The sequence below is a fragment of the Pseudoclavibacter sp. AY1H1 genome (assembly GCF_002931055.1).
Taxonomy (GTDB): domain Bacteria; phylum Actinomycetota; class Actinomycetes; order Actinomycetales; family Microbacteriaceae; genus Pseudoclavibacter.
Map to the genome: position 1 here is coordinate 138,562 of NZ_PSXX01000001.1, position 19,379 is coordinate 157,940.

Below are 19,379 nucleotides of genomic sequence, written 5' to 3' on the forward strand. Positions count from 1 at the left end.
TCAACAGCCCCAGAGTCCGAAACCCGCCAGCCGACGTCGGATGGGACCGCTCACGATCACACTGCTGATCGTCGTGGCGCTCCTCGTCGTCTTCTTCTGGTTCGCTGGCCGATACGCGGACGTGCTCTGGTACGACCAGCTCGGCGTCCTCGAGGTCCTCCTCACCGAGTGGGGTGCCGGGGCGATCATGTTCGCCATCGGACTCGTCGGCATGGGCGTTCCCCTCTACGCGAACCTGCAGATCGCCTACCGTGCGCGTCCGGTCTACGCCAAGCTCAACGAGCAGCTCGACCGCTACCAGCAGGTCATCGAGCCGATCCGTCGCGGTGCGATGATCTTCGTCCCCGCTATCTTCGGCCTCTTCGCCGGCGTCGCGCTCATCGCCTCCTGGCAGACCGTGCTGATGTGGATGAACTCCACTCCGTTCGGCGAGACCGACCCGGTCTTCAACCTGGACGTCTCGTTCTACATCTTCCAGCTGCCGTTCTTCCGAGGCGTCGTCGCGTTCGTGAGCGCCGTCGTGCTCCTCTCGCTGATCCTGACCGCGGCAACGCTGTACCTGTACGGCGGAATCCGCGTGACCGGTCGCGAGGTCGTCATCTCCAAGAGCGCCCGCACGCACATCGCGATCCTCGCGGGTCTCTACATGCTCGTGCAGGCGGTCAGCTTCTGGCTCGACCGATACGCCGCGCTCAACACGCTCTCCGGTCGCTGGACGGGTGTGCTCTACACCGAGGCGAACGCGACCATCCCCGGTCAGGGCATCCTGGCCGGAGCCGCGATCGTCGTGGCCGTCCTCTTCTTCATCGCCGCGGCCATCGGTCGCTGGCGTCTGCCGCTCGTCGGCACGGCCCTGCTCGTCATCGTCGGCCTCGTGGTCGGCATGGTCTACCCGTGGATCGTCCAGCAGTTCCAGGTCGGACCGAGCGAGCAGGCACTCGAGACCCCGTATATCCAGAACAACATCGATGCGACCCGAAGCGCCTATGGGCTCGATCAGATCGAGGAGATCAACTACGCCGCAGAGACGACGGTCAGCCAGGGGCAGCTCCGGAACGACGCCGACACCACGGCGAATATCCGCATCCTCGACCCATCGCTCGTCTCGCCGACCTTCGCGCAGTTCGAGCAGGAGCGTGCGTACTACCAGTTCCCTGACCGCCTCCACGTCGACCGCTACGAGATCGACGGCCAGGTTCAGGATGCCGTCGGCTCCGTCCGCGACATCAACATCGCCGGTCTTGGCGCTGACGCGCAGTCCTGGGTCAACAACACCATCGTCTACACGCACGGCTACGGCCTCGTCACGGCGTACGGCAACCAGCGTGGACCCGACGGTCAGCCCCTCTTCATCGAGGGCGGCATGCCCAGCGAAGGCGCGCTCGGCGATTTCGAGCCGCGCGTGTACTTCGGGCAGTCCTCGCCCGAGTACTCCATCGTCGGCGCCCCGGAAGGCTCCCAGCCCGCCGAGTTCGACCACGTCTCCGGCGCCGACGGCGCAACGCAGACGTACAACACGTTCACCGGTGAGGGCGGCCCCGACCTCGGGAACTTCTTCAACCGCCTCGTGTACGCGATCAAGTTCCAGTCCGAGCAGATCCTGCTCTCCGAGTACGTCAACGACGAGTCGCAGATCCTCTACGACCGCGACCCTGCCGAGCGCGTGCAGGCCGCTGCCCCGTACCTGACGATCGACTCCGATCCGTACCCCTCGGTCGTGGACGGACGCCTCACCTGGATCGTGGACGGCTACACGACGAGCAACAAGTACCCATACTCCGAGCTCGCCGGCCTGCAGAACCTGCTCGAGGACGCGGACACCCCAGCGTCGTCGCTGCCGCCAGAGGTCATCAACTACATGCGCAACTCGGTGAAAGCGACCGTGGACGCGTACGACGGAAGCGTCACGCTCTACGCGTTCGACGAGACCGACCCGATCCTGCAGACGTGGCAGAAGGTCTTCCCGTCGACGCTCAAGAACGTGTCGGAGATGTCGGGTGAGCTGCTCAGCCACATCCGGTACCCCACGGACATGTTCAAGGTGCAGCGCGAGATGTTCGCCAGGTACCACGTGACCGACGCGAGCACGTTCTACAACCAGACGAACGCCTGGCAGCTGCCGCAGAACCCCACCGGGGGAGAAGCGTCACAGCCTCCGTACTACCTGACGATGCAGCTCCCGGGTCAGGAGTCGGCGTTCTCGATCTACTCCACCTACATCCCGTTGACAAACGCGAACGCGCAGTCGAGGAACGTGCTGAGGGGGTATCTCGCCGCCAACTCCAACGCGGGATCCACGGACGGAACCGTCGCGGATACGTACGGGAAGATAACTCTGCTGCGAGTCGAGAACGACAACGTCAATGGCCCTGGCCAGGTGCAGAACATCTTCAACTCGAACGAGACGGTCGCCAACCAGCTGAACCTGCTTGAGCGAGGCGGTCAGACGCAGGTGCTGCGAGGAAACCTCCTCACGGTGCCGGTCGGCGAAGGGTTCCTGTACGTGCAGCCTGTCTACGTCGAGTCGACCGGTGAGACCAGCTACCCGCTGCTGAGGCGCGTGCTCGTCGCGTTCGGCGACAAGATCGCGTTCCAGCCGACGCTCGACGAGGCGCTCGATGAGCTCTTCGGCGGCGACGCCGGTGCTGATGCCGGTGACGGCGGCGTCGAGGTTACCGACGACCTGCCCGTCGACTCGGTCCCTGACGACACGACCGCGACGCCTGCACCGACCGCGACGACTCCGCCCTCGGGCGGCGGCACGGGAACTCCTCAGGAGCAGCTCTCGACCGCGCTGGCGGACGCTGAGAAGGCCCTCGAGGATCGGACGGCCGCGTACGCGAACAACGACCTCGTTGCGGCCGCCGAGGCCGACCAGCGGCTCACCGAGGCGCTGAACCGTGCCCGTGATGCGGACAGCCAGGTGTCCGGCACGTCGGTGACGCCGAGCGATTCCCCGGAGCCGACGCCGACCACGTAGGCGCCGAGCTGCACGCGCCGACGGGCGTCACCCTCTCGAGGGTGGCGCCCGTTGGCGTCTGCGTGCCCGGACGTCCGCGCCTGCGCACGCTCCCGCTCCCGCGTGCTGGTGCTCCCGCGTGCTCACGTGCCCGCGTGCCCGCGTGCCTGCGTGCCTGCGTGCCCGCGCTCCCCGGCGTCCCGAGGCTGAAGTTGTGGGCAAGAGCTGTTCAGGAGTCCCCTGACGACCTCAGGCCACAACTCTCTGCCCGGTGGTGGGGCAGACGACGCGGGGCGGCGGCGGCGGGTTGGGATGCGGGGTTGGGCTGCGTCGCGAGCGCGTGGTCCTCGCTCGAGGCGCGACGCGCCCGGGATGCGTCTCATGGCGGACTCCGCAGCGGGAATTCGCGCGAAATCGAGGAGATTTGGCCCTGATGCGGGCCCGCGGAGGAGCCTGCGGCAGGTGCCTCATGCCTCCGACACGCCGGGTTTTCCGGGGAAGTGGGGGCCTGAGTTGCACGACGCTAGGACCGCTGGTAATGTTTTCTCTTGTGCCGCGGGGTGGAGCAGTTCGGTAGCTCGCCGGGCTCATAACCCGGAGGTCGTAGGTTCAAATCCTGCCCCCGCAACCAGATCCGCACAAGTTGGGATTGCTCGAAAGAGCAAAATGTAACTGCGGCACAAGGCCCGCTTCCTTTCGAGGAAGCGGGCCTTTCGCATTCCCCGCCACCGCGCGAAGAGGCGTCCACTGAGGCTTATAGGACAAAACGTGTGGATGAGCTCGCGCGTGTAGAGGAACCATTCCGCGGCGCGTTTCATGTGGGCCTCGCTCATCCCGCGGTGGTTGCGCAACGTGGTGCGGATGCCGTTGTTGATGCCGCCCTCGAGCGGGCTCGTGGTGCGCACGTTCCCGTGGGACACGAACGTGAACAGATGCCCGTTGCCGGAGAGGCGGCTCAGCAGCAGCCACGCTTTGCGGAGTCGGTCGTGGGTCCACCATTTGCTCCACCCGTCGGTGGAGCGTTGCTTCGTGAGTTGCCCGTGCTGCTGCCACCAGGCCTGCAAACCCAGCTGCCAAGCGACGGCGGTGTCCGCGTCGACGACCCAGGAGAGCGCTCTGGAGAGCTTCAGCAAGTCGCGGCCGGCATGGGTTCTCGGGCGCAGCGTGAGGTGACGACGGACATTCATCTGCACGTGAAAGATGCAGCGCTGGATCTTCGTGTCCGGCCAGCCGACGCGAACCGCCGACGCGAACCCGGCCCCGCCGTCGCAGACCACCACCAGAGGAGCGGGGATCCGCGTCAAGAGCGCCGTCCAAGCGGCCGCCGACTCGCGGGCGCACCACTGCCATGCCAGCACCTGCAAGTCCTCGGTGACCGCGATCAGCAGACACCACGAACCGACATAAATTCCATCAACGAGCACCACCGGATGCGTCGTCTCGACCGGGCCGAGTGTTGGCTCGATCTCCCAGCACCACGCGGTCCGGCGTCGCAGTTGCCGGGCGGCGCTCGGCCCGCCGAGCTCGTTTTGGGAGTGCTTCCCGAGCAGCCACTGCAGGAACTCCCGAAGCTCGTTGCGGCGAGCGAGGTCAGCGCGCTTCCTGACCGATGACGACCCGCAGTTCAAGCACCGCCACCGCTGCGTCCCCGCGGGAGTCTTCCCGTTCTTCACGAGCCGTTGCCCGCATACCAAACAAGTCGTCGAGTTGGCGTCGTTTCCCACGACTAAGGGTCTCGGACTAAGACCACCCCTCGACACGCCTGCAACGGCGGGCCTAGATCAAGATCCCATACACACGTTCTGTCCTATAACCCGCATGTCGGGGCTTCTTCTTTTCTTGTCCCCGCTCAGATATCCACCAAGAACCCCTCCCGAGTCACAGCATGCCGCGGCGTCTCGGGAGGGGTTCTTTTCGTGTGCGAAGTGCAGAAATGTCAGGTCCTAGCCGATGCTCGCGCCACCCCACAAGAACGTCGCAGATTCGAGCTTCGTCACGTACGCACTGTGCGCGACTTTCATGAGGTCAGGGCCTTCCGGAACGGCAGCGACGATGCCGAGAGGTATGAGCCGACCATTCGCGGGGTCGTAGGCGGCCACAGGTCCTCCGCTATCCCCCTTGATGAAGTTCGCGGGCTGCGCCCAGAAGCGCTGGATCTGGCAGTACCACTCCGAGTCGTAGTACAAGCAGCCTGCTGATGGGATGCCCTGGTAGGAGATGGTGCCCTGGCCAGATTTCTGGCCAGAAACAAGCACCTGAGCACCAGTGGAGAGCGAACTGGCGGGATAAACGCCGTAAGCGGGAAGTGAGTTGCTGGTGTTTGTACCGCCGACCCAGACGCGCTGCGAGTACGAGCTGTCCTTGATCACCATCGCGTCGATCTTTGCCGACACAAGTGAACTCGTCGTCGTTCCCATGTAATAGCCGTTGTGCGTATACGTGCCGTGTGGGCAGTGGTCTGCTGTCACAGATCCCGTTTGGTTGATCCGGAACGCGTTCGAGCAGCCGCTGGTTCGGTTGCCTCCATTGAACGAGGGGTAGTCGTTGTACCGACCGGCTCCTTCGACGCCGAGGCCCTCGATATCGATGCGGACGAGTTTCCCAAACTGCGATGCGTGGCGGCCGATGATCTCGGCGTCGTCTTCGCCCGCCAGGATCTGCAGCTGCCCGGCAAGGGGATCGGGTATGAGGGCCACGTTGACCGTTTCGCCGCTCACAGAACGGACGTCGGTGAACGAATCTTGGATCGTGCAGACTTGGTTCATGCTGGGCGCAGCCTTGGCCTCCACACGAACAGGAACACCTTCGGCGCTCAATGTGTCGAGGGTTTCCTGGATCTTGGGATCACCCTTGGCAAGCACGGCGAGTGTGTTATCCGGAGACTCGGCCCAGCGCTCTGTCGCAACAACAACACCAGCGAAGCGCCCCTCGCCGTTAGGCTCCGTGTACAGATCCATGAAGTCATCTGGATGCGCACGGAGAGTTTGCGCACGCAACGTCAGGAACGCGGCGTCCTTCGCCTCGTACTCGTCGTAGGGGAGCGAGCTGTCCTTGTAGCCGATGCCGCCTGCCGGATAAACTCCCGAACGGAAAAGGCATTCCCCCTGCGTGTCCAGGCCCTCAACGAGTTTGAGATTCGTCGTGTCCATCGGCTCAATGTCGACGTTCTTCTCATCCGCTGCTTCTGATGGCGCGGGGCTTGCTGGCAACGATGGCAGCCCTGCGAATAGCAACGTCGCTACCCCCGTGGCCGCCAAGATGCTCTTTGATACCCATGTTTTCGATGAATAGCCAATGTCAACCCCCGGTCAACAAATCGAGTATCAGCCGCACGTGCGGCTGATACTCAGGAAGATATCGGCGTGAAAGCGGGCCCACAAGAGCAAAGTTGAGATCAGTCGTCAATCTGACCGATGAAGACAACTTCTTCTGGGCTGCAATTCTCCGGGAATCCGGGGACATCCCCTGGGATAAGGTCCGAACGATAGCCACCCCCGCCATTGATGAACTCTCCAGTCAAGAAGTCACGACCGTCGGAGAGGACAATGCCATCGCCCGCAGAGTTCAGCGTCGTTCCGTAGGGAAACTGTGCCACGTAGAATCCCGCGGGGGAGTCAGGAATGTCCAGACCCCAGCAACCGGCTGCGTCCTGGGCCAACGTGCCCGCTGCCTCAGCTGCTCCCATTGCTTCGAGTTTTTCCGGTGCTGTCCAGAGCAAGCTTGCATTATCTGCGTCACCCGGGGAAGTGGGTGCGGGTTGGGGCGCGGTCGGCGTCGCGGAGCACGCAGTGAGCACGACGAAAAGGAGTGCACCGCTGGAGATAGCAATAGTCTTTCGCATGGAATGTGTCTACCAGTCTTCGCGAAGATCCGATAGAGAACAGCGCATCGCGAAACGCCAACCGAGGAGCCTTGCTCTCCAAACTGTCGCGACAGATTCGTCTCAACACGCTGAAACGACACGCGTCGGTCCGGTATCGACATCAGAACGTGTTCGGCGTGGACGAGAACATGGTCAGCGCCTGTCGGGGGCGGCGCGCGTCGCTGTGCGCGCCGGACAAAAGGATCGCTGCGCAAGCACACCAACACCGAGGAGGGGTGCCCATGACGGGTACATCGGATGTCTTTGATCGAACGAAGCTACCGGCCGGAGGGTCGATGCTGGCTGTGCCTACTGTACCTAATGGGGCATCCGGGACACATGAGGCTGCGGCTCTCCCGGTCCGGGTCGAGATCGGGCTCGCAGTCCTGGGCCGCGTGCACAGCGTGCCGCGCACGCACCACAGCGATGAGACTCAGCTCTTCATCAGCGCGGGATCTCGACGAGAATGGCTCCGCGCTGCTCGCATCGCAAAGACGCCTCAGCTGTGGCGTCGGGGATACCCCGCTGTCGGGGCTGTCATGGCTGCGATTCGCGAGGGCGGATCGCTGCTCGAGGAATACGCCGTCGTAGCGAGCTCGCGCCGGCTCCTCCGTGGTCTCGGTCGTGGCAAGCTGCAGCCGAACTGCAACTACAGATTGCTGCCGGGCGTGACGGCCACTGTCGAGGCCAGCAACGCTGACGGCAGCGCCAACCTCGTCAGCCTTCGGTTCCGATCCCACGCACGTGAGGTGCGCTGACTCAACTCGCGGAAGCTTGCCCCGACCTCGACGTGTGATAGAGAAGTCCACCGCGTCGGGGCTTCTCCTGTTCATCAACATGGCGATCGCAGGCCGCGTCAGGCTCAGAAAGAACCCGAGTGGCGCGTGAGAGCGAATTTGACCTCGCCGTTCCATCCTCGATAACGTCGAGAAGACCAGCCACGGAAGCCAGGTGCCCCGCAATGGTGCACGGCGCAACGATTGGAGCACGCCTATGATTCGGCGCTGGTTGCCTTATCTCCTGGTGGCGATTGTCTTTATCGTCAGCGTTATCTTCATCTTCGACCGGCTTGATCCACCATTTAATGTCCTGGTCTCAGTCTTCATTATTTTGCCGCTGGCAATACTGGTGCGATATGTCACGCAACGACTGCGGCCCAGGGACGTGATCGAGGAAACAGAAGAGGTATAGACGTGCTGAAGACCACCACAAAGACTGCCCTCGCAAGTCTTGCCATCGCATCGGTGTCCATCTTCGGAGCGACAGCCGCATCAGCAAGTCCGCAAACGACGCAGCAAGCCCAGGTCCAGTCGACGAACACCATCCAGGGGGATGGATTCGAGATCGTGAACGAGTCGTCGACGTCAGCGCTCATCACCGTCCCAGACGGCTCCATCACGGAGTCGAACGGCGTCTTCACGCTCCAGACAGGCAGCGGCTTGCAAGCGCTTGCCAACGAAGTCACCACGGATGCCGGTACGTACGCCCTGACGATTGAGCGCGTGTCGGACAACCAAGTTCGCGTCATCACGCCAGAACCTTCTGCGTCATCCGCCGAAAGCAGCAGTAGCCGCACCGACAATCAGCGCGCTGTCGAGGGTTGGGAAGGCAGCTGGGATCAGTGCGTCAGCAAGGCCATGACGACCGGCATCATCTCAGGTGCTGTGGGAGGCATGATCGCGGCCGGACCTGCTGCCGCTGCAGCCGCTGCAGCCGCCGGCATGATCACCGCTGGTACCGTCGCGGTGCTGGTCGATTGCTGGGGTAAGCCCTTCATCTCCGCGAGCTAGCTTCGCCCCGTGCCCCGAGCACACATACCCAGGAAAGCCCTCCCGGCGCAGTATCTCTGCTGCGCCGGGACGGCTGGTTTTCTCGCATGTTCTCGTCACAAGGTGCTCGCCGGCGGCGTATCTGCCGATTGCAGCGAACCATACGCAGCAACAAAACGGCTGCCCTTCGACGAGGCGACAGAACGCCTCCCGTTCGCTGCACCGAGCGGCGCGGGGGACTGGAGTGAGCTACCAACACAGCGGCTCGCGCACCCGGACGATGTACCGACGGAGCGACTCGACTTGTAGTTCATCTCGATCGTGGACGAAGCCTTCTCGGCGCAGATCACGTTGCTGCCCGGGAGGGCTCTTTTCTCTCGGATGTTCGGCAGAGCAACTCTCTCAGAGCATCACCCCGCCGCCGCAGGATTCTGCGTTGCAGCGCGCCGCGGTCGGGCTCGTCTCGCTGTCAGAATCAGCACATGACTGCGCCTGGTCCTCCTGAGCTCAACGCGAGCATGAACCCCCTGCACCGCGACGTGAGGATGGCGATCCTCGAGCGCATCTTGATGCTCGGCGATGAAGCAGAGACGGGGTATCTCGAAGTCAAGAGCGACGTCGACCTCAACAAGCCATTGGGCCGGGCGAAAGTAGCAGAGTTCCTGCTCGGTGCAGCGAACCGCGACCCGAAGTCGGCGTCACGCTTCTTCCACGGACATGCCGTCATGGTCATCGGCGCTCACTAGGGCAGCGCTCTGGGCATACCCAAGGGCATCGAAGACCAGGAGCTGCTGCGCTCGCTGCAACCGTATATCGGCGAGCACTTCCCCTTGCCTGAGATCTTCCGGTTGCCAGCTGGCGAGGATCCAACCCGCGAAGTACTCGTTGTCGTCGCGCTGCCTCCTGAGCCAGGGCAGACCATGTTTCCGTGTCACAAGGCGTTCCAGCCCAGCGACAAGCAGGACACGAAGCACAGCCTCGCGAACGGGGCGATCTATGTCCGCACATCGACCGAGACACGAGTCGCTCAAAATGGGGGAGATCCAAGCGTTGGTGCTCCGTGCGCAGGCTGGCGGGCAGCCTGAACGGCCTCCAATCGATCTCGAGATCAAGATCGGGTCGATCAACCGCCCACTGAGCGTCGACCACGGGCTGAGCTTCGCCTACGGCCGTGAAGAGTCGAAGTTCATAGAGGCTGCCGAGCAGCGTGCCAATCAGCGCCGCAACGATCCGATGTCGACCATCCTGGGGTCAGTCCCCGACGCCCAGTTCGGGAACTCCGAAAAAGTGCGAGCAAGGCACTACACGGACCCGACGAACCCCTCGGACCTTCGGAATCGAACCCAAGAACTCCACGCTGAAGCAGGGATTTCCAAGCCCAAGAAGACGCACAAAAGTACGCAAAGGCTCCGAACCTTGTAGGTCCTGAGTGATCCCGCTACTGCCGCTCATTCAGTTCGAAACTGCAGGCTGACCTGGGATGAGTACCGGTCATGCTGGGCAACTCGGGTGCGGCGTCACATAGCCCGGAGGTCGTAGGTTCAAATCCTGCTTCCGCAACCAGATCCGCACAAGTTGGGATTGCTCGAAAGAGCAAGATGTAACTGCGGCACAAGGCCCGCTTCCTTTCGAGGAAGCGGGCCTTTCGCATTCCCCGCCACCGCGCGAAGAGGCGTCCAGTGATCGGCCCGGGATCCCGGTCTCTGCGGATCGATCTCTTCCCCCTCTCCCTGTCCCCGTCGACGCGGACGGTTCCCGGGCGTCATGGCCAGCCTCAGCGGGCTCGCGGACAGGTGCCGCTAGTGTCGGCCATTCGACGTGCGCCGATCGTTGGCGCTGGAGGAGAGCGGCGGTTCCAGGTGGCCAGATTCACGAGCCTCGAGCAGCGCATCGACGACGTCGCGGGGCGCCTCCTCGAGCGTGCCCCCGCACACGGCCTCAGGGCCGGCCTCGTTGAGTTCCTGGTCTTCGGGCTCAAGCAGGCCTGGGCGTGCATCTTCGGGGCGCTCATGCTCGTCGTGATCATCGCCGCGAGACTCTGGTATCCGGATGATGCGCTGCTGGCACGCAACGATGCCCTCGTCATCGCCGCCGTCGCGATCCAGATCTTCATGGTGGTGGCGAGGCTCGAGACCGGCCGCGAGCTGCTGGTCATCCTCGCCTTCCACGTCGTCGGCACGGGAATGGAGCTGTTCAAGACGAGCGTCGGCTCGTGGAGCTACGCGTCCGGGGGAGTGCTGCACATCGGCCCCGTTCCGCTCTACACGGGCTTCATGTACGCGGCGGTCGGCTCGTACATGTGCCGCGTCTACCGGCTCTTCGACCTGCGGTTCTCCAGGTACCCGCGCATCTGGCTCACCGTGGTCGCGGCCGTGGCCATCTACGTGAACTTCTTCACGCACCACTACGCCTACGACTTCCGGTACGTGCTCCTGGTGTTCGTTGCCGTGCTGTGGGGCCGCACGTGGATGCACTTCCGCGTGTTCCGGAGGACGCTCCGGATGCCGTTGCTCGTGGCGTTCCTGCTCGTCGCCCTGTTCATCTGGTTCGCCGAGAACATCGGCACCTTCGTCGGTGCGTGGGTGTACCCGAATCAGGAGCACGGCTGGGAGCTCGTGTCGATCACGAAGCTCCTCTCGTGGTTCCTGCTCATGATCATCTCCGTGGTGATGGTCACGCTCGCGTACCCGCCGAGGCCGCCAGGCAGCGGAGAGGGCGCAGTTCCCGTGTCTCGTGAGGTGGCGGGCTAGTCCCAGGCCTTGGCCGCGGGGATACGCACGATGAAGGCGGCGCCGTCCTCGGACTCGGCGGCGATCTGTCCGCCGTGCGCCTCGACGATGGACTTCACGATCGCGAGTCCGAGGCCAGTGCTGCCGGACGCGCGGGTCCTGGCGGAGTCGCCGCGGGCGAACCGCGAGAAGAGATCCTGGCGGAGTGTCTGGGGGATGCCCGGCCCGTCGTCGCGAACGATGAGGACCGCCTCGCGCCCTGTCGCCGACGCGGCCGCGAGCTCGTAGCGCACGGAGACGTTGACGTGCGTGCCCTTCGGGGTGTGCAGGCTGGCGTTGGAGAGCAGGTTCACGACGATCTGGTGGAGGCGCTCCCAGTCGCCGAGCACCGAGACCTCGCTGGGTGGCACGGTCGCGCTCCAGTGGCGGTCGGCGTCGCTTGCCTGCGCGTCGCTGACGGCGTTGATGACGAGCTCGGACAGGTCGACGGTGTCGAACTGCAGGTCCTGCCCCTCGTCGAGGCGGGCGAGCAGGAGGAGGTCGTTGACCAGCGAGCTCATGCGAGTCGCCTCGGACTCGATGCGTGCGAGAGACCGCTCGGTGGTGTCGGGCAGCGACGCCGAATCCTGCCGGGTGAGCTCCGCGTACCCCTGGATCGCGGCGAGCGGCGTCCGCAGCTCGTGGCTCGCGTCCGTGACGAAGCGACGCATCCGCTGGTCTGCCGCCGTGCGCACGGCGAAGGCCTCGTCGACGTGCGCGAGGAGCTTGTCGAGGGCCTCGCTCACCTTGCCGACCTCGGTGCGGGGGTCGATGTCGTCGAGCTTCACGGCCCTGCGGAGGCCGACCTCGCCAGAGGCGAGGGGCATCTGCGCGACGTTCTCGGCGGCCGTGACCACGCGCGACAGGGGACGCATGGCGACTCGCATGACGAGCGCGACGAGGAGGACGATGAGGCCGATCCCGAGCGAGGAGAGCACGAGCGTTAGGACGGTCTGGTTGAAGGTCGCGTCACGGGCGGTGTCGAGGGAGACAGCGGAGATGAGGGCGTAGCTCGGGTCGCCGTCCCACTCGTGGATCATGACGCGGAAGTCGCCGGCGGCGTCATCGAGCTTGATCGTCTCGAGCAGCGAGTGCTGGGTCGCGAAGCCGGGCGACTGGACCAGTGCCGTGAGCTCGTTCTTGATGGTCTGGTCGCATTCGACCGCGGAGGTCTCGCTGAACGATGCGGAGTCGATGATCTCGCCGTCGTGGGCGAGGGCGATGATGGTGCCCGGCGCGTGGCCGACGAAGTTGATGAGGGGCTTGACCTTCGGCGCCGCCGAGTCGCCCATCTTCGAGGGGTGCGGATGCGTGCCCGGGACGTCGACGCGGTACTTGTCGACGGAGTTCTCCAGCACCGACATGGAGGCGGCGAGCTGCGTGTTGACGACGCTCGTGATGGCGGAGTTGAGGGTGACGACGTTCATGATGCCGATCGCGCTCATCACGAAGGCGACGACGAGGGTGACGCCGACGATGATGCGCGCGCGCAGCGTCCACGGCCTCATTCTGCTGGCCTGATGACGTAGCCGACGCCGCGCACCGTGTGGATCATGGGGGTGCGGCCGGCGTCGATCTTCTTGCGCAGGTAGGACACGTACAGGTCGACGATGCTCGCCTTGCCGGCGAAGTCGTAGTTCCAGACGCGGTCGAGGATCTGGGCTCTGCTGAGGACCCGCTTCGGGTTGCGCATGAAGTAGCGCAGCAGCTCGAACTCGGTGGTGGTGAGCGCGACGGGGTCGCTGCCGCGGCGCACCTCGTAGCTGCTCTCGTCGAGGAAGAGGTCGCCGACCCGCAGCTGGGAGGCGTCGTCGGCGACCGCCTCACCGGCGCGCTGGATGAGGCCGCGCAGTCTGGCGACGAGCTCCTCAAGGCTGAAGGGCTTCGTCATGTAGTCGTCGCCGCCGGCGGTGAGCCCGATGATGCGGTCGTCGATGGAGTCCTTCGCGGTGAGGAAGAGCACCGGTGTGGCGTGTCCCTGACCTCGGAGGTTCCTGAGAATGCTGAGGCCGTCGATGTCCGGGAGCATGATGTCGAGCACGACGACGTCCGGCCGCTCGGCGGTGAACTTCGCGAGCGCATCCCGGCCGTTGTTGGCGACGTCGACCTGCCACCCCTCGTAGGAGAGGGCGAGGCTGACCAGGTTCGTCAGGGTCTCTTCGTCGTCGACGAGCAGCACGCGGATGGGGGTGCCGTCTGGGCGGTGGAGTCGGGGGAGCTGCGCGAGGACCGCCCGACGGCGACCGGGCTCGATGATCGGGTCAGCGGCGGCGGAATCGGGCATTCCTTCATCGTGTCATGGGAACGGCGTCGTGGCGGGGTGTTCGCTGCTCCTCATAGGAAGCTCAAATCTTCTCTCACGCGGGGCATGAGAGGAGTTCGTAACCTGCGACGCATGACACTCCAGCGAATCCAGCAGCCCGACCTCGGGAGCCGTGCGCCGGGCGTCAAGAAGGACCTGCAGGGTGGCCTCTTCCACCGTCCCCGTTTCCTCCGCGGCCCCCGCACCGAGCGTCCGTTCGACGCGCCCCAGCTGTTCACGGAGCGCCTGGTGCTCCGCCCCCACGACGTGCGTGACGCGGAGGCCTGGCACGAGATCGTGTCCGACGCCGAGGTCGTCCGCTACCTGCACTGGAAGCAGCGCGACCTGACGGAGGCGACCGAGCACCTGAGCCGCCGCACGACGCACACGCGTCTCTGGCAGACGGGCGACTTCATGGCCCTGGCCGTCGAGCACGACGGCAAGCTCATCGGGGACGTGTCGGTGCACCTGCGCGACGTCGAGCCCGAGCACCGCTCTGCGGAGCTCGGCTGGATCATGCACCCGGGATGCGCGGGGCAGGGCTTCGCCACCGAGGCGGCGGATGCGCTGGTCGAGTACCTGCGCGACTATGTCGGCGTGAAGCGCGTGCTCGCGGTCATGGACCTGGAGAACGAGGCGTCCTACGCGCTCGCGAGGCGCCTCGGGCTGGCGGAGATCTCCCGTTCGGACGACTCGAGGACCACGGCGCTCGACCTCGTCTGAGCGGTTCCCGCGGCACCGGACGCGGACATGAGCTGTGCGACCTCGAGGAGGTCCCACGCCATGTCGCCCGTCACGGAGATGCCCTTGGCGCCCGACCGGCGAGTCTTTCCCCGCGCCAGCATGTAGTGCGTGCGGAACACCCGGTTGCCTGCACGCTCCTGCGCGTCGTGGAAGAACACGATCTGCGAGAGTCCGGTGCTGTCGTCGAGGGAGACGAACACCGTGCGCCGCCCGCCACGCATGGGCGGGGTGTTCGTGGCACGCCGCACCCCCGCGATGAGCACATCGGTGCCGCCTGGCAGGTCCATGAGCGAGCTCGCTGGAGTGACTCCGAGCTGACGGAAGAGCGGGAAGAAGCGCTCCATCTGGTGCCGGCTCACGCCGAGGCCGAGCTCCTGCAGCTCCAGGTCGGTCTGCGTCTTCCCGTGCAGGTCCATGGTGGTCACCCCGCGAAGCTCCGGGATGGGCAGGGGGAACGCGAACGCCTGCTGGTGCTCCGGCACTCGCGTCGGCGTGCTCGTGAGCGAGCGGATGAACGCGAGCAGCTCGTGCCGCCTGCGCGGCTCGTAGTCGATGAACACGTCGAGTGCCCCCACTCTGGCGAGGGAGTCGAGCGTGCTTCGGCGTGGTCGGACACGAGCGCGGAAGTCGGCGAGCGAGTCGAACGGCTGGTGCTCGGCGACCCTGTCGCGTTCCGCCGATGACATGCCGCGCACATCCGCGAGGGACATGCGAACCCCGTCGCGTCCATCCGGGAGCGGCTCGACCGTGTACTCGAGGCCTGAGCGCTGCACGTCGATCGGGAGGAGCGGGATGCCCAGATGCCTCGCCTCGGCGATGATGAGGTCCTTGCCCCACATGCCGGGGTCGTGGGTGAGGAGGCCCGCCCAGAAGTGCGCGGCTCGATGGGTCTTGAGCCAGGCGCTCTGGAAGGTGGGCAGGGCGAACGCAGCGCCGTGGGCTTTCGCGAAGCCGAAGCTGCCGAAGCCGGCGAGCACCTTCCATGACCGGTCGATGATCTCTGGCGGGAACCCACGCTCTGCGGCCCTGCCGCGCACGAGCTCCTCGATGCGCGGCACGAGCTCCTCGATGCGCGGCACGAGCTCGGGCTTCGCGAGCCAGCGTCGGTACACGTCGGCGAGCTCGAGGCCGCACCCCGTGAGCTCGTCGAAGATGCGCATGACCTGCTCGTGGAAGACGACGACGCCTTTCGTCTCGAGCAGGATCGGCTTGAGCCTCGGATGGATGTAGTCGGGCATCACCTCCCCGTGGCGGGCCCTGAGGAAGTGGAGGGGCATGTTGTTCTGCATGGGGCCAGGGCGGAACAGGGAGATGTCGATGACGAGGTCGTTGAACACCTCTGGCTGCAGCTTGCCGACGAGCTCCATCTGCCCCGGGCTCTCGACCTGGAAGATGCCGAGGGTCTTCGTCGAGCGGATGGTCTCGTAGGTCGCCTCGTCGTCGAGGGGAAGCGCATCGAGGTCGAGTTCCTCACCGCGGGTGCGCTTCAGCTCCTTCACGGCGTGGGCCATGGCGCTCTGCATGCGCACCCCGAGGATGTCGAGCTTGATGAGCCCCATCGGGTCCATGTCGTGCTTGTCGAACTGGCTCATGGGCAGGCCGATCCCCGACATCTGCACGGGAGTGCGGTCGAGGAGCGAGACGTCGGAGAGGATGACCCCGCACGGGTGCACGGAGATGTGCCTCGGCAGGGAGTCGAGCCGCTCCGTCGCCTCGACGAGCACCTCGAGCTGCCGTGAGCGACGCACCTCCTCCGCGAACTCGCGAAGCTCGGGCTTCTCGGCGAGGGCCTGCCTGAAGCGCTTCGCGGAGAAGCGCCACAGCTCCTTGGCGATGCGGTCGACCTCGCCGTCGGCGAGCCCGAGGGCGAGGCCAGCATCGCGGACTGCGCCCCTCGACCCGTAGGTGTTGACCATCGACATGAGGGTGACCCGCTGCCCGCCGAACTCGTCGAAGATGCGGTGGTAGACGCGGTGGCGCTCTGCGCTCTCCACATCGAGGTCGATGTCGGGGAGCGTGCGTCGCTCATCGGAGAGGAAGCGCTCCCAGATGAGCCCGAGGGAGACGGGCTCGACGTGGCTCGTGTACAGGAGGTAGTTGAGCAGCGATCCGACACCTGAGCCTCTGGCCTGCACGCGGACCCCCATCTCCTTGATGAGCTCGACGACGTGCGAGACGGTGAGGAAGTAGGGAGCGAAGCCCAGCTTCCGCACCGTCCTGAGCTCGTGGGCGAGGCGGTCCTGCAGCTCCCGCTCGTGGGCGGCGGATGCACCCGGGTAGCGCGCGGGGATCGCGGCTTCCGCCTTCGCCCTGAGCACCTCGAATGGGTCGCCGTGGATGCCGAAGCGGGTGACCTCCGGCATGCGCGGGGTGCCGATACCCGCATCTCGCTCCGGGTCGATGACGCAGCTCTCGGCGAGCAGCCTTGTCTGGGCGAGGAGGTCATCGGCGGCCGAGGCTGCGTGCCCGCCGGCATCCGCCACCATGCGCGCGACCTGCCGCATGAGGTTCGCCGGCTTGAGCCAGGCCTGCGCCGTCGGCGCCAGCTCGATGTCGTCGAGCGCACGCCTCGCCCGCACGGCATCGGCGATGTCGACCGTCGCCGCCTCCTCGGGGGAGGCGTAGCGCACGGCGTTGGTGAGCACTGCCCGCAGCCCGGACTCTGTTGCGAGGCCCAGCATCCGCGTCGCGGCCGTGACCGACCCCGGGGTGCCAGGCTCGGCGAGATGGCAGACGATCTCGACGACGAGCGAGGCGCGCGGGAGCCCGTGCCGCCAAGCACGCAGACGCTCTCTGGCCAGACCCAGCTGGGCAGCTGAGGCCGCCGTGCCGACGTCGCTCGTCGGGCCGAGCAGGACGGTGAGTCTCGTCGCCCCCTCGTCGGTGCAGGCGAGCTCGGCCAGGCGGGCGAGGGGGATGCTCGGCTCGTGGATGCGCGTGGCGGCGCTCGCGGTGGTCTCGTGGGCGGCTGAGACGGCCCGGCAGAGCGCCGCGTACCCGGAGCCGCCGTCACCTCCGGCTGCGAGCACGACGACCCGGCCGAGGGGCTCGCCTCGCTCGTCGTGCACGGCGAGTTCGCTGCCGAGGACAGCCCGAAGGCTCGCGGTCCGGCATGCGAGGAGGTGCTTGACCGCGCCGGAGATGCCGTCGCGGTCGGTGAGCGCGAGCGTGTCGAGGTCTCGCTCGGCGGCGGCCTGGGCCAGCACCTCGGGAGGCGAGACCGCATAGTGCGCGCTGAAGCCCGACGAGACGTGCAGGTGCGGGAAGCTCATCGCGTCGTCACTCCCAGCTCAGGGCGAGTCGCCAGCCGCCTGGGGCGCGACAGAGGTCGTACAGGTGCTCCCCGTGCTGTTCGCGGGGGCTGTCGCGAACGGCGGTGACGCGCCACAGCTCCTGGTCGATGCGCGTGGGGGAGGAGTCTCCGTGCCACCACGGCGGGAGTCTGCGGAAGTAGGCCTGCGGCTGGCCGGTGACGGTGTAGAGGAAGCGCTGCCACACGAAGGAGGTCGGCTGCCCGTCGCCGCTGATGGCGACCTCGATGGTGTCGTCGATGACGGTCGGCATGGGCTCCTCCTTCGCTTCTTCGAATCTGTATTCGAACGTGCATCCAGCGTAAATCGCACCACCGACAGTGGCAACCGCAAGCCTCAGTCACAGGATGAAGGTGGGGGAGTTCAAGCTAGACAGATTCCAAATCTGTCTGATAGCTTTCGGGAAGAACGTCACCCTCAAGGACGAAGGACTATGACTCACACCCCAGACGCCACCCGTTCGGCAGACTCCATCCGTTCGATCGAGCTGTCCACGCTCCGCCTCCCGCTGGCCACTCCGATCTCCGACGCGAAGGTCTTCACGGGGAGGCAGAAGCCCATGACGGAGGTCGTCTTCCTCATCGCCGAGATCCAGACAGCGCAGGGCTTCTCCGGCCACGGCTTCAGCTACTCGAAGCGCGCCGGCGGCGCCGCCCAGTACGCCCACGCCCGCGAGGTCGCCGAGGCCGCGCTCGGCGAGGACCCGAACGACATCCAGAAGCTGTACTCGAAGCTGCTCTGGGCCGGAGCATCCGTCGGCCGCTCCGGCGTCGCGACCCAGGCGCTCGCGGCACTCGATATCGCGCTCTACGACCTCAAGGCGAAGCGGGCCGGCCTGCCCCTCTCGAAGCTGCTCGGCGCGCACCGGGACTCGGTCCGGACGTACAACACGTCAGGCGGGTTCCTGAACGCGTCCCTCGACGAGGTCCGCGAGCGTGCGACGCAGTCGATCGCGGAGGGCATCGGCGGGATCAAGGTCAAGGTCGGGCTGCCGGACACCGCCGAGGACCTCCGTCGAGTCCGCGCCGTCCGCGAGCACATCGGCGCGAGCGTGCCGCTCATGGTCGACGCGAACCAGCAATGGGACCGCGCGACCGCGCTGCGCATGGGGCGGCGCTTCGAGGAGCTCGACCTCGCGTGGATCGAGGAGCCACTCGACGCCTACGACGCCGAAGGGCACGCCGACCTCGCACGCGCGCTCGACACCCCGATCGCGACGGGGGAGATGCTCGCGTCGGTCGCCGAGCACCGGCAGCTCATCGCCGCGAGGGCCTGCGACATCATCCAGCCGGATGCGCCCCGCATCGGCGGGATCACGAACTTCCTGCGCCTCATGACCCTCGCCGACGAGGCGGGCCTCGACCTCGCCCCGCACTTCGCGATGGAGATCCACCTGCACCTCGCCGCGTGCTACCCGCGTGAGCCGTGGGTCGAGCACTTCGACTGGCTCGACCCCCTCTTCGAGGAGCGCCTCGAGACGCGCGACGGGCGGATGCTCGTCCCCGACCGCCCAGGGCTCGGCTTCACCTTCAGCGAGCAGGCCCGCGCCTGGACGACCGAGAGCGTCACGCTGACCGCCTGACCGCCTGACCGCCTGACCGCCTGACCGCCTGACCGCCTGAGCGGACACCACCACCACTTCCTCGGCGCGCGTCGCCGAGGCC

Annotated in this window: 16 protein-coding genes and 1 tRNA gene; 10 read left to right on the forward strand and 7 right to left on the reverse strand. The window is 65.9% G+C overall.

Annotation, left to right across the window (positions count from 1 at the left end; genetic code table 11):
- The first annotated feature begins 40 nt into the window (after window positions 1-40).
- A complete protein-coding gene (locus C5E05_RS00620) occupies window positions 41-2,980 on the forward strand; it encodes a UPF0182 family protein (protein ID WP_181057785.1) in 2,940 nt (979 codons plus the stop codon).
- Window positions 2,981-3,513: 533 nt separating this feature from the next.
- Window positions 3,514-3,590 (forward strand) — tRNA-Met (locus C5E05_RS00625).
- On the opposite strand, the gene C5E05_RS20660 is transcribed toward C5E05_RS00625, so the two are convergent.
- From C5E05_RS20660 to C5E05_RS19700, 3 genes are all read right to left on the reverse strand, one after another.
- Window positions 3,547-4,719 (reverse strand): IS1249 family transposase, encoded by a 1,173-nt coding sequence (locus C5E05_RS20660; RefSeq protein ID WP_146081029.1) that lies wholly within the window; start codon window positions 4,717-4,719, stop codon window positions 3,547-3,549. The two genes, C5E05_RS00625 and C5E05_RS20660, sit on opposite strands and share 44 nt — an antisense overlap.
- A gap of 183 nt (window positions 4,720-4,902) precedes the next feature.
- Window positions 4,903-6,108: a hypothetical protein gene (locus tag C5E05_RS00640; RefSeq protein WP_104340826.1), complete on the reverse strand. Its 1,206-nt coding sequence runs from the start codon at window positions 6,106-6,108 to the stop codon at window positions 4,903-4,905.
- A gap of 245 nt (window positions 6,109-6,353) precedes the next feature.
- A complete protein-coding gene (locus C5E05_RS19700; RefSeq protein WP_146080980.1) occupies window positions 6,354-6,677 on the reverse strand; it encodes a hypothetical protein in 324 nt (107 codons plus the stop codon).
- 683 nt (window positions 6,678-7,360) lie between these two features.
- Between C5E05_RS19700 and C5E05_RS19705 the strand changes: the two genes are divergently transcribed.
- From C5E05_RS19705 to C5E05_RS00670, 6 genes are all read left to right on the forward strand, one after another.
- Window positions 7,361-7,579 carry a hypothetical protein gene (locus C5E05_RS19705; RefSeq protein ID WP_146080981.1) on the forward strand — a complete coding sequence of 73 codons (219 nt, stop codon included), beginning with the start codon at window positions 7,361-7,363 and terminating at the stop codon, window positions 7,577-7,579.
- Window positions 7,580-7,772: 193 nt separating this feature from the next.
- Window positions 7,773-8,012 carry a hypothetical protein gene (locus C5E05_RS00650; protein WP_181059256.1) on the forward strand — a complete coding sequence of 80 codons (240 nt, stop codon included), beginning with the start codon at window positions 7,773-7,775 and terminating at the stop codon, window positions 8,010-8,012.
- A gap of 2 nt (window positions 8,013-8,014) precedes the next feature.
- Window positions 8,015-8,611 carry a hypothetical protein gene (locus C5E05_RS00655; protein WP_104340827.1) on the forward strand — a complete coding sequence of 199 codons (597 nt, stop codon included), beginning with the start codon at window positions 8,015-8,017 and terminating at the stop codon, window positions 8,609-8,611.
- A 461-nt stretch (window positions 8,612-9,072) separates the two neighbouring features.
- The gene (locus tag C5E05_RS00660) at window positions 9,073-9,336 is read left to right on the forward strand and encodes a hypothetical protein (RefSeq protein ID WP_104241574.1); all 264 of its coding nucleotides are present in this window, start codon (window positions 9,073-9,075) and stop codon (window positions 9,334-9,336) included.
- A 286-nt stretch (window positions 9,337-9,622) separates the two neighbouring features.
- Entirely contained in the window at window positions 9,623-10,012 is a 390-nt protein-coding gene (locus C5E05_RS00665) for a hypothetical protein (RefSeq protein ID WP_104340828.1), read from the forward strand.
- Between the two features lie 437 nt (window positions 10,013-10,449).
- Window positions 10,450-11,340 (forward strand): DUF817 domain-containing protein, encoded by an 891-nt coding sequence (locus tag C5E05_RS00670; RefSeq protein WP_104340829.1) that lies wholly within the window; start codon window positions 10,450-10,452, stop codon window positions 11,338-11,340.
- Here C5E05_RS00670 and C5E05_RS00675 read toward each other — a convergent pair.
- A complete protein-coding gene (locus C5E05_RS00675) occupies window positions 11,337-12,866 on the reverse strand; it encodes a cell wall metabolism sensor histidine kinase WalK (RefSeq protein ID WP_104340830.1) in 1,530 nt (509 codons plus the stop codon). The two genes, C5E05_RS00670 and C5E05_RS00675, sit on opposite strands and share 4 nt — an antisense overlap.
- On the reverse strand, window positions 12,863-13,642 hold the full coding sequence (locus C5E05_RS00680) for a response regulator transcription factor (protein ID WP_104298569.1): 780 nt from the start codon (window positions 13,640-13,642) through the stop codon (window positions 12,863-12,865). Before C5E05_RS00680 ends, C5E05_RS00675 begins: the two co-directional genes overlap by 4 nt.
- 111 nt (window positions 13,643-13,753) lie before the next feature.
- On the opposite strand from C5E05_RS00680, the gene C5E05_RS00685 reads away from it, so the two are divergent.
- Window positions 13,754-14,383 carry a GNAT family N-acetyltransferase gene (locus tag C5E05_RS00685; protein ID WP_160072300.1) on the forward strand — a complete coding sequence of 210 codons (630 nt, stop codon included), beginning with the start codon at window positions 13,754-13,756 and terminating at the stop codon, window positions 14,381-14,383.
- Here C5E05_RS00685 and dnaE read toward each other — a convergent pair.
- Both dnaE and C5E05_RS00695 read right to left on the reverse strand, forming a co-directional pair.
- The gene (gene dnaE, locus C5E05_RS00690) at window positions 14,302-17,676 is read right to left on the reverse strand and encodes a DNA polymerase III subunit alpha (protein ID WP_104340831.1); all 3,375 of its coding nucleotides are present in this window, start codon (window positions 17,674-17,676) and stop codon (window positions 14,302-14,304) included. The genes C5E05_RS00685 and dnaE overlap by 82 nt on opposite strands.
- A gap of 7 nt (window positions 17,677-17,683) precedes the next feature.
- The gene (locus tag C5E05_RS00695) at window positions 17,684-17,968 is read right to left on the reverse strand and encodes a hypothetical protein (RefSeq protein WP_104298572.1); all 285 of its coding nucleotides are present in this window, start codon (window positions 17,966-17,968) and stop codon (window positions 17,684-17,686) included.
- A 180-nt stretch (window positions 17,969-18,148) separates the two neighbouring features.
- Here C5E05_RS00695 and C5E05_RS00700 point away from each other — a divergent pair, with 180 nt between their 5' ends.
- Entirely contained in the window at window positions 18,149-19,297 is a 1,149-nt protein-coding gene (locus C5E05_RS00700; RefSeq protein ID WP_104340832.1) for a mandelate racemase/muconate lactonizing enzyme family protein, read from the forward strand.
- Window positions 19,298-19,379: the final 82 nt, after the last annotated feature.

Bases quoted from the DNA above. Each gene is read 5' to 3' on its own strand.
- C5E05_RS00620 (WP_181057785.1), top strand. From the start codon at position 41: ATGGGACCGCTCACGATCACACTGCTGATCGTCGTGGCGCTCCTCGTC.
- C5E05_RS00640 (WP_104340826.1), bottom strand. From the start codon at position 6,108: ATGGACACGACGAATCTCAAACTCGTTGAGGGCCTGGACACGCAGGGG.
- C5E05_RS19705 (WP_146080981.1), top strand. From the start codon at position 7,361: ATGGCTGCGATTCGCGAGGGCGGATCGCTGCTCGAGGAATACGCCGTC.
- C5E05_RS00660 (WP_104241574.1), top strand. From the start codon at position 9,073: ATGACTGCGCCTGGTCCTCCTGAGCTCAACGCGAGCATGAACCCCCTG.
- C5E05_RS00665 (WP_104340828.1), top strand. From the start codon at position 9,623: ATGGGGGAGATCCAAGCGTTGGTGCTCCGTGCGCAGGCTGGCGGGCAG.
- C5E05_RS00675 (WP_104340830.1), bottom strand. From the start codon at position 12,866: ATGAGGCCGTGGACGCTGCGCGCGCGCATCATCGTCGGCGTCACCCTC.
- C5E05_RS00680 (WP_104298569.1), bottom strand. From the start codon at position 13,642: ATGCCCGATTCCGCCGCCGCTGACCCGATCATCGAGCCCGGTCGCCGT.
- C5E05_RS00685 (WP_160072300.1), top strand. From the start codon at position 13,754: ATGACACTCCAGCGAATCCAGCAGCCCGACCTCGGGAGCCGTGCGCCG.
- dnaE (WP_104340831.1), bottom strand. From the start codon at position 17,676: ATGAGCTTCCCGCACCTGCACGTCTCGTCGGGCTTCAGCGCGCACTAT.
- C5E05_RS00695 (WP_104298572.1), bottom strand. From the start codon at position 17,968: ATGCCGACCGTCATCGACGACACCATCGAGGTCGCCATCAGCGGCGAC.
- C5E05_RS00700 (WP_104340832.1), top strand. From the start codon at position 18,149: ATGACTCACACCCCAGACGCCACCCGTTCGGCAGACTCCATCCGTTCG.